This window comes from Leifsonia sp. A12D58 (genome assembly GCF_047530025.1).
In the GTDB taxonomy this organism is placed as follows: domain Bacteria; phylum Actinomycetota; class Actinomycetes; order Actinomycetales; family Microbacteriaceae; genus Cryobacterium.
Genome location: NZ_JBLJAT010000008.1, coordinates 26,028 through 38,835 on the forward strand (window position 1 = coordinate 26,028; position 12,808 = coordinate 38,835).

Here is a 12,808-nt window from a genome sequence, read left to right on the forward strand (position 1 = left end):
CCCTCAACGGGGGGGCTTGATGATTGGCAAGCGAGCCGTGATTCGGCGTAGTCGGGCAATCGACGCGGGAAATGCCCTGTCAGGAATCCTGGTCGGACTGCGGCGCCTCCTGCTGGGCCTCGCGTTGCGTGTTCCGTGGCGGCCCTTGCTTCAATATCCGCTTGTCTTTTCGTGCCTGTTTGGCGGCTGCGTCGTCGGCCTTCATGATGGCGCGGGTCTCTGTTGTGTCTCCGATAGCCGGTCGCCACCAATGGATCGACGGGTCGGCATCGATCAGAATCATGCGGGCAAGGAGTGTGAGCGGAATGGCGAGGATGGCGCCGATGGGCCCGATGATCACCGCCCAGAACAAGACGGAGAAGAAGGTGAGGGTCTGGCTGAGGGCAACGGCGTTTCCCACGACTCGGGGCTGGATGATCGACTGCACGACGGCGTTGATCACGCCATACACAACGACGACGGCGACGAGGGTCGGCCAGCCGCCGACGAAATAGCCGAACACCATGGGTGGGATGATGGCGAAGAAGTAGCCGATGTTCGGGATGAAGCTGCAGAGGAACGCGAGCAGCCCCCAGAGCAGGGCAGCCGGCACGTGCATGATCCAGAGCGCCAATGCGTTGAGCGCCCCCTGGGCGACACCCAGCACCGTGGTCACAACCATGTAGCGGCGTACGTTGTGCGCGAATGAGGTGACGGCCGTGACGAAATGAGGTCGCCGGGTGCTGAGCTGTCGGAGGATGGTCGGCACGTAGACGGCATCTGCAGACATCAGGATCAGCATGGTGAGCACGATGACAAGCGCCCCCGTGATACTGAAGACGCTGCCCAAAAGGCCGGAGAAGAACGAGATCATGTTGCTCGGATCGAACCCGGCGGTGATGTCCTGGATCTGTGCCTGGCCAATGCCGATGCTCTTCAGCCAGGCGGTGAGATTCTTGCCGATCTCAGCGAGCTGACTTGAGTACTGCGGCAGCATGGTGACGAATTGGGCGAAGGCGATGATCACGGTGTAGGTGAAGCCGGCAAGCAGCACGAACACCACCAGGATCACCGACCCGGTGGCTATCCCGTGTGGCACTCCGCGCTTTTCGAGTCCGGTGCGCACAGGGTGGGCGCAGATCGTGAGAATCAGGGTGAGCAGGACGGGGGCCAGGATTCCCCGGATGCCATTGATCCCGATGGCGGTGACTGTCGCGGCAGCCAGGGCCACGAGAATGACAGTCGCTCGAGGAAAACGATGAGCAAGCGGCGTGGCAGAACCCGTCGGCTCGTCGGCTCCGACCGACGCAGGGGTTGGCATCGATCCGGTAGACCCTGAATCTGTCATCGTGAGTCCTCTCGAGAGCGATCAGGTGCCGGCCGTTGTCAGGCGATCGTGATTGCCGGTGGAACCCAGCGCCCATCGAGGGCCTGTAGTGCAGGAGCATACAAGCGAAGCATCATTCTGATCGCACCACTGGGTGGAGACGGCAGCCAGTTCGCGCTCCTGTCGCCTCCGGGGTCATCCGGTTGGATGTGGAGGTCCAGCGATCCGTCTGACCCATACCTCAGAGAGTCGCGGTCACCGATGGCAAAACGATTAAGCGGGTTCGCGATCTGAAAGCCCTCGGCGTCGTACATGGTCAGCGACCAGAACGCCGAAACGGGCGGCAGGTCGGCCGCGTCGAAGTGCAGCAGATAGTTCACTCCGCCCACCGTCGGTGCTCCGGTGGCGTCGGCCACAGCGAACGGGTAGATGGCATCCTCTGGCGGATTGGCGCCGAGGCCCACCATCGCGACGATCGCGCGTTTCAGGTAGTAATTGCCGTAGACGCCGATGGAGTTCGTATTGAGCGACCATCCGTTGGCGATCGTGCCCATCTGGGGCAGTACGGCGGCAAATTCTGCGAGTGCCTGCTTTTTGCCCGCATCCAGTGCTGCAACGCCGCCTTCGCCGAGCGCGGCTACATCGAAGTTATGGCGGGATCCCACTCCGATCCGAGCGATTCTGGCGAGTACAGAGAAATCAGTGAGGTGCGGGGGATTCTGCGCGAGGAGCCTGTTGCCATAGGTGAAGAAGTCGACAGCATCCATGCCGTTGACAAGTCGAAGAGCCGGCTCCGACATATCGAGTCCCGCCGGCGCTGCCGCTGGTCCGCGGCTGTGGGATGGCTCCCCGCCGTCGATCGTGCGGATAGTCATGCCGGCTTGAACCGCGTGCACGGCCCGGTAGTCGCTGGGGCCATTGGTCTGTACCCGGCCGATCACCCAGACATGCGCAGTTGGGGCAGAGAGATGGGTAACCCCTCGGGGCACGGTGCCCGACCAGCCAGGGCCGCTGACGAGAAAGCTCGCTTCGCCCGTACCGCTTGTGCGCTTGCCCGGCGAGGCAAACACATCGGTCCACATGTCAAGCAGCGGCAGTAGGTAGTACCGGCCGGCGGTATCTGGAACGTGCACGACGAGCGGACCACTACTGAGGTCAAGCCAGGCCGTCGAATACAGCGTGTCGAAGTTTGGGGAGACGACCTCCCGAAAGTCTGCAGGCGGAAACGTCTCGACGTGAGCGAACGAATTCGGGTGTGCATGTCCAGCTCCGCCCTCGCTCACATCGGTGAGTTGCGTGCGGGTGGCATCCATCGTGACGAGTGGATAGAGGTAGGTAAATGCCTCAGCAGCGAGCTGCTGCACATCGTCGGGCGAGACATCCATGGTCGCTCCTGCTCATATGAAGTCAGGCGACACGAGACGGGCTTGCGGATGCCGCTGCATCAGTATGGCGCAGCATTTAGCCCCCGGAAAGGTTGCGAAGATGTATCGTCGCTATGCAGTAGTGCTTTCATTTCGGTTGCGGCGACGAGGGGTGTGCTCGATGCTTCAGGCACTTGGTCACCTGTTGCCTATCGCAGTCGCTGTCGCGCTCAGCTCAGTGCCGATCACCGCGACGATCGTCATCTTGCTCTCGTCCAACCGGGGCAGATCCGCAGTGCCGTTCCTCATTGGGTGGGTGCTTGGCATTGCGATCCTGATCATCGCGTTTGCCCTGGGAGCCAATGCATTGCCAGAGTCATCGGCGAAGCATCAGGATGTCATCGTCGGAATCGTGCAGATCGTGATCGGGAGTGCGCTGGTGATCTTCGCCATCATCGTCTGGAGGCGAGCGCGAACGAAGCCGACACCCGCTCTACCGCGGTGGCTGAGCGCCGTCGGGTCCATGCGGCCAATTTCGTCACTGGGGCTCGGATTCGTCTTGAATCTGAGGCCGAAGGGACTGCTCCTGAGCATTGCGGCTGGTTTGGCGCTCGCCGAGGTGCCTCTGATTCCGAGCACCGCGATCACAGTTGTTGTGATCTACGTGTTGATCGCTGCATCAACTGTGGCGGTCCCGATCATCGTCACACTGGCTGCGCCAAAGAAGATGGAACCACGGCTGGTCTCTGCCCGAGACTGGATGGCGCGAAATAATGTCATCGTCACGACGTTGATCATGATCATGATCGGTGTGGTCATCATCGGTAATGGCATGACCAAGTTGTAACGTGCACCCGCCGGTCAGGGCGCGCCTTCCTCGTCATCCAGCATGGCCATCAGGTCGCACTGGACCAGTGAGCCGCCATCAAGCTCTGCGGCCATGCACTGGCGTGCCGGGCGGCTTGTCTCATCTGGAAACATCGCCAGCCACTCGCGATTGAGTGCATGGCGGTCACGGTAGTCAGCCAGCCAGAACGTCATCTTAAGGATGTCGTCGGTCGTGCCTCCAGCTGCAACGAGCAGCGTGCGCACATGTGTGAACACGTGCGCGCACTGCTCGTCGAGGCTTGCGGGCATCTGGTGCGTTTCTGGGTCACGCCCGGTGAGCACGCCGGAGACCAGCAGCGACCCGATCCTCGATGCAGCCGGGATCGGATTGGAGTGTCCGAATCCCGGCATCTCAACGCTCACCCGGCGCGACATAGGTCAGGCCTCCGCGACGACGCGGTTCTCGATGGCGCCGAGCCCCTCGATCTCGGCGCGAACGACATCATTGATGCGCAGGAAGTTGCCGGTCGGTGCGCCGATTCCTGCCGGGGTACCCGTGGCCAGAATGTCACCGGGCATGAGTGTCATCACCTGGGTGAGATAGGCGATCTGCTCATAGATGTTGTAGATCATGTCGTCGGTCGGCCAATCCTGGCGCACCTCACCATTGACGGTGAGACGCATGCGCAGGGCGAGCGGATCGGCGATTTCATCGTCGGTGGTCAGCCAGGGCCCGATCGGTCCGTGGGTGTCGAACGACTTGCCCAGCGTGAAGGTGGGCGAGCGCTTCTGCAGCCAGTCACGCACAGATACATCATTGGTGACGAGGTACCCGGCGATCATCGATCGCGCATCCTCTACCGACACATGCTTGCACTGCTGCCCGATCACGACGCCCAGCTCGATTTCATAGTCGAGCGCATCGGAGATCCGAGGCTTGACGATGTCGCCGAACGGCCCGTTGATGCACGACACCTGCTTGTTGAACCACATCTGGCTGGTGGGGATAGCGATTCCCGCCTGTCTGGCCTCTTCGGCGTGCTCCTTGTAGTTCATCCCGATTCCGAGGTATTTCTGCGGGTCGTCGATGGGAGCTTCCAGAACGACGGAGTCGAGCGAGTAGCTCTGTCCATCTGCCTGCAGAATAGCGGCCTTCAGTGAATCGAGCTCCGGCAGGATCGCACGCAGCGACGTTCCTACTCCCGGCACGTCAGAGATGTCGATGATGCGGTCGTCGTCGACTCGACCGAGGCGAGCGTCGCCGGCGCCGACGCGGTAGCGGGCAATCTTCATTGTTGATCCTGATTTCCACTCGGTGCTGACTGTTCAGCTGCGTTCTCGTGCTGTGCTTCCTGCTGCGATGGCAGCGCGGGCCATGCTTCTTCGCCGAGGGGTGTCATCTGAAAACTGATGAATCGCCAGGTGCCCTCTGTGTCGCGATGCGCCACCTGGGTGACGACTCCGCCGAGTGTTCGTTCCCCTCCGTCGTGAGTGCGGAGCCGGTTCGTCAACAGCCCGGTCATGATCGCCACATCGTCGATGATCCTGATATTCAGGTCACCCCGAGTGATCTCAAGGTAAGCGGCGCGCGTTGCAACATGCTCCAGCAGCTGTGCCTTGGTGTGGGTCACGCCTGGGGCATGGATGTGCACCAGGTGGGGGTCGAACAGCTCGTCAAGCGCTGCGATATCCACAGTGATCAGTGCGTGGCGGCGACGATGCTCCAGAGCGAGGAGCTGCGCGAGGGTGTCGGCATCCGGTGCCGTGACGATGCTCATTGCACGGCACGCGGTCATGATGCTGACGTCGCGTTGGCCGCAACCTCCCACGTGCGGAAACCCGTCGTCTCGCCGGCCTCGCGACCGGGTCGTTCCTGGCCGACGAGTGCGTGGTACTTACTGAAGATCGCGTTCACTTCTTCGATGGGCAGAACGTCTTCGATGTCGTCGAAGCGCTCTCCGCCTGTGCGCTCCTCGATCATGCGACGGATGACCTCGTAGCCCTCACCGCGGTGCGACATGACGATGCGGTTGACACCCTCGAGACGGACGTCTTCAAATGCCTTGAGTGCTTCCTTCGGGTCCTCGATCGTCGCGAGCTTCTGGGCGAGCACGTTACCGTCAACGATCGACTGGCAAGCACCGTTTCCACCGCGCGGGTACATAGCGTGCGCGGCGTCGCCGATCAGGACGACCCGGCCATCCACCCAGCTATCGAGCGGCTCGTGCCTGATCAGCGGGAAGAGGTATACCTCGCGGGCGTTGCGCAGCATCTCCTGCACGTCGAGCAACTCGACGTTGCAGTCGTCGTAGTACGGCAGGATCTGGTCGATGCTGCCGAGCTGATTCCAGTCTTCGACCGACTCGTCGCGGGTGGCTTCAACAACCCAGTTGACCAGGGTGAGGCCTGAGCCCTCGAAATCATTTGCGATCGGGTAGACGATCATGCTCGAAATCTGTGGTGCACCGATGTGAAGGATGGTGCCGCCGGATCCGAACGGCTTCATCAGCGTGGTGCCTCGCCACATCGTGATGCCCGAGTACACCGGTTCTGACTGGTTGGGGTGCATCTGTCTGCGCACGACCGACTTGATGCCCTCTGCGGCGATGAGCACGTCGGAACGCACCTCGCTGGTCGAACCGTCACCGTGCTCGAGAAGCAACGTCACTGAATCGGCATCCTGGGTGTAACTGATGGCGCGGGCGTCCTGCACGATGGAGTCGGCGCCGAGGCGTGCAAGAACCGTGCGGTAGAGCATCATCTGCAGGATGCCGCGGTGCACGAAGCGTTGTTCGTAGCGGTAACCGGCGTGCACGCCGCAACGCTCCGCGTAGATCTCCTGGCCGAACTTGTTGTAGAAGATCGATTCCTGGGCGTCGACCGAGATCGAGCGGAACTCCTCGAGGAGGCCGAGTTCATCGAACTCCTGCGTACCGTAGACCTTGACGTCCAGGCCGACGCCGAGTGGCTTCAGATCGGGGACAACCTCATAGATGCGCGGGCTGAAGCCCTGCTGGTGCAGTCGAAGTGCGGCGGCGAGTCCGGCCGGGCCAGCTCCGATGATAATGATGTCAAGCATGGTGTGCTCCATTTCTTTCGCGCCGTGACCGCCTTGGTCGCGACGCGGGTGGTGAGTGGGTGACGCGGCTAGTTCGAAGCAGAGCGCGCGTCGGGAAAGAGCTCACCGAGGAATCGTTCAGTCGCTGCCCAGCTGCGTGCAGCGCTCTGGGGGTTGTATGCGACGACATCCGGCATCGGTGAGAAGTCAGCGTGGGGGTTGGTGAATGCGTGCTTGGTGTCGCTGTAGAGGTCGAGTTCCCAATCGATGTGGGCGGCGCTCAGTTCTGACTGCAGCTCGAACCGCATCTGTTCTGTCGCCATCGGATCGTCTGCTCCTGTGCAGACCAGGACGTGGGAAGAGTCGGCGGCCGCGCTCCAATCGGGCTCGAGCAGATCGAGTCCGGCGTGGATGCTGACGACACCACGCACAGCACCGCCGGTGCGCAGGTACTCAAGCGCCGACGATGCACCGAAGCAATAGCCCAGGGCGACAACCGCTGAGGCGTCGACGTCGGGCTGTGCGATCATGGCGTCGTGGGCTGCGCCGATGCGCCCTAACCAACGGGCGCGGTCACCGACCATGGCGCCGATCAGGGGACCGATCTCCGGCTCAGTCTTCGGCTGCGTGCGATCGCCCCAGACATCGGCAGCGAATACAGCGAATCCGAGACCGGCGTAGCGCTGGGCAGTCAGGATCACATCGTCGGTCAGACCGAACGCGTCATGCACCAACAGGATGCCGGGCAGCTTCTGCGTGCCGGTCGGCGCGCAGAAGTAGCCGAGCATCCGAGTGCCATCGTGTGTGTATTCGACGTCGCGTGCAGACAAGTCGGCCATGTGTCGCTTTCTGTGGTCGGCGCGGCCTGGTCGAAACGAACGAGGAGACTCGAGCCAGGTGCGATTTCAGCCCCTTTCGAAGCAGCCGGAACACAGGTGCTCCATCGCTCCACATCAAGGTGTGTCGAAATCGTATGAGTAATCACACACGATTTCAAGTGCAATCCAACCTGTTTCCGTTCTGTGCCGTTGGTTTCCGCCTCAAAGGGTCGATGCCTCTGCAGTGACGTCAACGGCACTTAATTGGTATTGATCAGGGATTTTAATTACCCTGTGCGATTGCATCAGAAAAGTGCCTATATATTCGCCGTTGATGTCGCTATGCTTTCGCACACGATAGTTGGACCCCGTCAGGCGGTGGATGCCAGTGTCCAGCGCACACAGTGGTGCGCGTGAGATCGCAACGAAGCGAGAGCCGGGAGCTAGTAGCACTATGTCTAAACCCTCGAGCGTCACCGACGATTACACGGGAGCGGTGAGCGCCCAGGTCCCTCGTAGATTCTCGCGGAGCGGGAGCCTGGGCCGGTTCAGCGCTCGGTTCGCGGTCATCGGAGTATGGCTTCTTCTCGCCATCCTGTTCGCGCTTCTCGTACCAGACACCTTCCTCACAGTCGGAGCAGCACGAACCATCTTCGGCAGCCAGCAGGCGCTCGTCTTCCTCACTGCCGCGCTGCTGTGCACCATCATCGTGGGTGAATTCGTTGACATGTCAGTGGCGTCGAACTTCGGCCTTGCTGCGACGCTCGTAACGGTGCTCAACGTCAACGACGGCCTCAACCCCTGGATCGCAGCGATCATCGCCATCGCGGCCGCAACCCTCGTCGGTGTCATCAACGCGCTTCTCATCGTCAAGGTGGGCGTCAATACGATCGTTGTGACTCTGGGAATGGGAACGTTCCTGCTCGGTATCGCCCTGTGGCAGACCAACCTGATGCCGGTGAGTGGCCTTCCGAAGGACTTCTCCCAGATCGCGCTCTTCAACGTGGCGGGACTTCCGATCAGCTTCTTCCTCGGCCTCATCCTCATGGGTGGTTTCGCCTATCTCCTGAGCTTCACGCCGCTTGGTCGCAACATGCGATTCGTGGGAGAGAACCGCGAAGTCAGCCGCCTGGCCGGCGTTCGAGTGACTCGCGTGCGATTCGGTGCGTTCATCGCCGCAGGCGTCATTGCCGGGGTAGGCGGTGTCATTTCCGCTGCAGGTACGGGCGGTTTTGATGCAGCCAGCTCGCAGACCTACCTGCTGCCGATGTTCGCAGCGACATTCCTCGGCACGGCCATTCTCATGCCTGGGCGGTTCAACCCGATCGGCACGCTCCTCGCCATCTACTTCCTCGCCACTGGCGTGCTGGGTCTCCAGCTGCTCGGGGCGACCTCCTGGGTCTCCAGCGTGTTCTACGGAGGCGTGCTCGTGATCGCTGTGACGATCTCGACGGTGCTCAATCGGCGGTCCAGGTGACGACCTCACACACTCGTAATTCCCTTGCCAAAGCAGCCAAGAAGGAGACAGCATGATGATCACTAGAAATGCACAGCGCCACCACGGTGGGCGCATCGTTACAGCAATCGGTGCAGCCGCGGCCGTCGCCGTCGTTCTCGCCGGTTGTAGTGCGAGTGCTGAAACGCCTGCAGACAACGGTTCGTCGTCGAGCCCGAGCAGCGCGAACTCGGCACTCGCCGACGAGGTTCAGCAGCTCACCCAGCCGCTGGATGCCTACCCGATGCCGACAGAGGCGGTCACCGGCGTATCTGAACTGGCCGGTGGAACCATCTACTACGTACCGATCACCCTTCGGGCACCGCAGTTCGCTGTCACGCAGGCTGGAATCGAGGCCGCAGCGGCCGCAGCTGGCCTGAAAGTACAGGTCTGTGACGGACAGGGCAATCCCACAGGCGTCAGCTCCTGCATAGATCAGGCGACCCAGGCCAAGGCCATCGGTGTCGTCACTGATGGTCTCCCATATGATCTGGCCGCGAACTCCATCGATGCAGCCCAGAGCGCCGGAATCCCCGTCATTATCAGCAATCAGATCGCCAGCGACAGGCACCCCGTCACGCCGACCCTCGCATATGTCCCGCCGGCTGGATCTGAGCAGTTGATCGCATTGAGCAAGTGGATAACGCTGGACTCTGACGGAGCAGCGAACATCCTCTTCAACCGGTCAACAGACGGTGAAGCCCAGAAGTCATACGTCCAGGCGGCCACCACGGCCCTCCCCGACTTCTGCCCGAGTTGCACAGCAACTGTCTACGATGTGTCCTCTGCCAACTTCGCCCAGATCCCTGCGTCGACCAGCTCCGAGCTGCTGAAGAACCCGGACATCGACTACATCGTTTCGGAATTCGCTGAGTATCTGCACCCGGCGTCCGAAGGCGTGCAGCAGGCCGGCCTGACCGGCAAGGTGAAGATGCTGGCAGCAGCGTCTGCTCTCAGCAACATCGAAGAGGTCTCCAAGGGTGGTCTCGCCACCGTGTCCGCTCAGGCGGCCGCATACCAGGGCTGGGTCGACCTTGATGCAGTCCTGCGCCTGATTGCCGGCCAGGAACTGCCGGAGTACACCATCCCGATTCGACTGTTCACCCCGGAATCCGCCAAGGACGTGACGCTAACCGCAGAAGCCGAGCAATCGGGCGAGTGGTTCGGCCCGACGACCTTCACGGATGATTTCAAGAAGCTGTGGGCGATTGCGTGACAACTGAGTACAACTCGGCGCAGGGTGCTGCGGCGGTTACCGCCGCCGCAGCACCCCGGCTTGACGTGCGCGACCTCGGCATGACCTTCGCGAACAACCGAGTCCTGCGCGACGTTTCGCTTGAGGTGAGGCCCGGAGAGATCCACGGATTGATCGGGCAGAACGGGTCAGGAAAGTCAACGCTCGCAAAGGTGCTGACTGGCCTCTACACACCGGATGCCGGCACTCGCGTACGTGTTGACGGCGTCGACCTCCGACTTCCCGTGCAGCCACAGGAATCCCGCCAACGCGGCGTCGCCGTCGTGCACCAGAACCTCGGTCTGCTTGGCGACGAGACCGTGCTCGAGAACATGCGAATCGGCCGGCTTCGTGGAAGCCGCTTCCTGCGCCGGATCAACTGGGGCCAGGAGCGTGCGGCCGCCCTCGAGGTGTTCGAACGTCTCGGCCGCTCGGTGCCGCTGGACGCCAAAGTGGGTTCGCTGCATGAGGAGGAACGTGCGACTGTCGCTATCGCACGAGCCTTGCAGGACGCCCACGCCGGCACAGGTCTCATCATCTTCGACGAATCGACTCGAGCACTCGGTCGACGATCGCTTGAGCACTTCTTCACGATTCTCGATGAGATCGTCGCCACAGGAACAGCGGTGCTGATGATCACGCACCGGCTTGAAGAAATCGTTGATGCGGCTGACCGGGTGACTGTGCTGCGCGACGGCCGAGTCGTTGAATCCGGTCGAGATGTCGCCGGCCTGAGCGAGGCAGACCTCACGGCGCTGATGCTCGGCCGCAACTTGCGTGATCTTGACCAGCGCGGTGTCGCAGAGATTGCAGCGGATGCGGTCGCCGTACGAGCAACGGGCATCACCGGCCGTGCGGTGAAGGATCTCTCGCTCCGGGTGTACCCCGGCGAGGTGCTGGGGCTGACGGGGCTGGCCGGCTCCGGATACGACGACGTTCCATACCTCTTGAGTGGTGTCACCCCTGCAGAGTCTGGAACGCTGACCATGACCGATAGCACCGCTGTCGCCCTGCCTGGGTTGTACCCAGGAAAGGCCATCGCTGCCGGAATCGCGTTGGTACCGGAAGGCCGGGAACACGCAGGCTTAGCGATGACGATGTCTGTGGGCGAGAACATCGGCTTTCCCCAGACCTGCCGTGCCCCTCGCCAACTTCTCCCCATATCGATGGCGCCGGAGCGCGAGCTCGTGACCGATCTGCTCTACACCCTCGATGTGCGACCACCTGACCCCAAGGCGTTGGTGAGTTCGTTCAGTGGTGGAAACCAGCAGAAGGTGTTGCTTGCCAAGTGGATTGCTACCGAGCCCAGCCTGTTTCTGCTGCATGAGCCGACCCAGGCGGTTGACGTGGGAGCACGCCACACCCTCGTTGCCGCGATTCGCAAGGCGGCCAAGGATGGCTGCGCTGTGATCGTCGCTGGGGCAGACGAAAACGAGCTCGCCCTGCTCTGCGACCGGATACTTGTCTTCAACGAAGGCGTGGTCCGCGAGGAGCTGACCGAAGACCTCACCCCAGACAGGATCGTTGCAGCCATCTATGCCAATGGCTCACGATCGCGGTTGCGCAAGCGCGACCAGACGAATGTACACGATGATGAAAAGGAACCAATCGCATGACAGTTGTAGACATCAACATTCACCACCTTCCAGAAGACCTGTTCACCAATGAGAAGATCCTGAACGGCTTCCTGGACAGCGCCCCGCGTGGCTTCGGTGAGATCGCCAGCGTCATCACGATGGAGAACGGCAAGAAGCAGCTCATCCTGGAGAAGCCGAAGGGGTACCAGAACCTGAACTACGTCGAGGGCGACTACTCGGTCGAGGCAAAGCTTGCCGCGATGGACGAAGCCGGAGTCGACTACGGGATCATGCGCGTGCCCGTCTGGCAGGAGTGGTTGGGCCTGGACACCTGCAAGGCTGTCAATGACAACGCCGCTGACATTGTCAAGAACTCAAACGGCCGCCTCTTCGCGACCGCGTGTGTACCGCCGTGGGGTGGCAAAGAGAATATCTACGAACTTGAGCGTTGCGTCGGCGACCTCGGAGCCGTCGGTGTGCAGCTCGCCTGCCACTACGGCCAGCTCTATCTTGACGATGAAGTGTTCGAGCCATACCTCAAGGTGATCGAAAAGCTCGACATTCCCGTCGTCGTGCACCACACGCCGCTCCCCGTCGAGTACAAATCAGTACTCGACTACACGAACCTGCGCCGCGAATTCGGTCGCATCACCGACCAGGCCACCGCCGTCGGTCGCGAGCTGTTCAGCGGCATGTTCGACCGGATGCCTGGCCTCCGTTTCATCCACACAATGCTCGGCGGCAACTGGTTCGCCAACACGGAACTGCTCACTCCGCATGCGTCTCCCAAGGCTGAGGCTATGCAGCGCCTCGACCCGACCGGCGGCGAGAAGATCAAGCAGTACCTCGATCAGAACATCTACTTCGACCTCACGCACCCGCACTCGTGGGGCAAGACCCAGGTTGAGGCTGCGCTCACGATCAACGGTGCAGACCACTACATGTTCGGATCGTCGTTCCCCGTGTTTTACAGCTGGATGAGCCAGGGCGTCGACTTCGTGCAGAACGAACTGGAGATCAGCGACGCTGACCGCGAGCTCGTGATGTACGGCAACGCGAAGCGTCTGTTCAACCTCCCCATCTAGTCAGCGTCACGTCGCACGAGTCGCGACAGAAACGAAAGCGTCA

12 protein-coding genes are annotated in these 12,808 nt (G+C 61.6%); 5 read left to right on the plus strand and 7 right to left on the minus strand.

Going from position 1 to position 12,808, the window contains the following annotated elements:
* Positions 1–79: 79 nt before the first annotated feature.
* Both ACMT3I_RS15175 and ACMT3I_RS15180 read right to left on the minus strand, forming a co-directional pair.
* Positions 80–1,327 (minus strand): AI-2E family transporter, encoded by a 1,248-nt coding sequence (locus ACMT3I_RS15175; RefSeq protein ID WP_414805360.1) that lies wholly within the window; start codon positions 1,325–1,327, stop codon positions 80–82.
* Positions 1,328–1,365: 38 nt separating this feature from the next.
* Positions 1,366–2,691, minus strand: a complete 1,326-nt coding sequence (locus ACMT3I_RS15180; RefSeq protein WP_414805361.1) for a DUF1254 domain-containing protein — start codon at positions 2,689–2,691, stop codon at positions 1,366–1,368.
* Positions 2,692–2,851: 160 nt separating this feature from the next.
* Here ACMT3I_RS15180 and ACMT3I_RS15185 point away from each other — a divergent pair, with 160 nt between their 5' ends.
* On the plus strand, positions 2,852–3,517 hold the full coding sequence (locus ACMT3I_RS15185) for a GAP family protein (RefSeq protein ID WP_414805362.1): 666 nt from the start codon (positions 2,852–2,854) through the stop codon (positions 3,515–3,517).
* Positions 3,518–3,531: 14 nt separating this feature from the next.
* On the opposite strand, the gene ACMT3I_RS15190 is transcribed toward ACMT3I_RS15185, so the two are convergent.
* The 5 genes from ACMT3I_RS15190 to ACMT3I_RS15210 all read right to left on the minus strand — a co-directional run bounded on the left by ACMT3I_RS15190 (position 3,532) and on the right by ACMT3I_RS15210 (position 7,395).
* Positions 3,532–3,933: a RidA family protein gene (locus ACMT3I_RS15190; RefSeq protein WP_414805363.1), complete on the minus strand. Its 402-nt coding sequence runs from the start codon at positions 3,931–3,933 to the stop codon at positions 3,532–3,534.
* 3 nt (positions 3,934–3,936) lie between these two features.
* On the minus strand, positions 3,937–4,791 hold the full coding sequence (locus ACMT3I_RS15195) for a fumarylacetoacetate hydrolase family protein (RefSeq protein ID WP_414805364.1): 855 nt from the start codon (positions 4,789–4,791) through the stop codon (positions 3,937–3,939).
* The gene (locus tag ACMT3I_RS15200; RefSeq protein WP_414805365.1) at positions 4,788–5,276 is read right to left on the minus strand and encodes a nuclear transport factor 2 family protein; all 489 of its coding nucleotides are present in this window, start codon (positions 5,274–5,276) and stop codon (positions 4,788–4,790) included. Before ACMT3I_RS15200 ends, ACMT3I_RS15195 begins: the two co-directional genes overlap by 4 nt.
* Positions 5,277–5,290: 14 nt before the next feature.
* Positions 5,291–6,577 carry an FAD-dependent monooxygenase gene (locus ACMT3I_RS15205; protein WP_414805366.1) on the minus strand — a complete coding sequence of 429 codons (1,287 nt, stop codon included), beginning with the start codon at positions 6,575–6,577 and terminating at the stop codon, positions 5,291–5,293.
* A gap of 68 nt (positions 6,578–6,645) precedes the next feature.
* Entirely contained in the window at positions 6,646–7,395 is a 750-nt protein-coding gene (locus ACMT3I_RS15210; protein ID WP_414805367.1) for a dienelactone hydrolase family protein, read from the minus strand.
* Between the two features lie 433 nt (positions 7,396–7,828).
* Between ACMT3I_RS15210 and ACMT3I_RS15215 the strand changes: the two genes are divergently transcribed.
* From ACMT3I_RS15215 to ACMT3I_RS15230, 4 genes are read left to right on the plus strand one after another with little or no spacing between them, the layout of a single operon-like run.
* Entirely contained in the window at positions 7,829–8,851 is a 1,023-nt protein-coding gene (locus ACMT3I_RS15215) for an ABC transporter permease (RefSeq protein WP_414805368.1), read from the plus strand.
* Between the two features lie 52 nt (positions 8,852–8,903).
* Positions 8,904–10,085, plus strand: coding sequence for a sugar ABC transporter substrate-binding protein (locus ACMT3I_RS15220; protein ID WP_414805369.1), 1,182 nt, complete (start codon positions 8,904–8,906; stop codon positions 10,083–10,085).
* Positions 10,082–11,719, plus strand: a complete 1,638-nt coding sequence (locus ACMT3I_RS15225; protein ID WP_414805370.1) for a sugar ABC transporter ATP-binding protein — start codon at positions 10,082–10,084, stop codon at positions 11,717–11,719. The genes ACMT3I_RS15220 and ACMT3I_RS15225 overlap by 4 nt, the downstream gene beginning before the upstream one ends.
* Complete coding sequence (locus ACMT3I_RS15230) at positions 11,716–12,765, plus strand: amidohydrolase family protein (RefSeq protein ID WP_414805371.1); 1,050 nt, start codon at positions 11,716–11,718, stop codon at positions 12,763–12,765. Before ACMT3I_RS15225 ends, ACMT3I_RS15230 begins: the two co-directional genes overlap by 4 nt.
* The last annotated feature ends 43 nt before the right edge of the window (positions 12,766–12,808 follow it).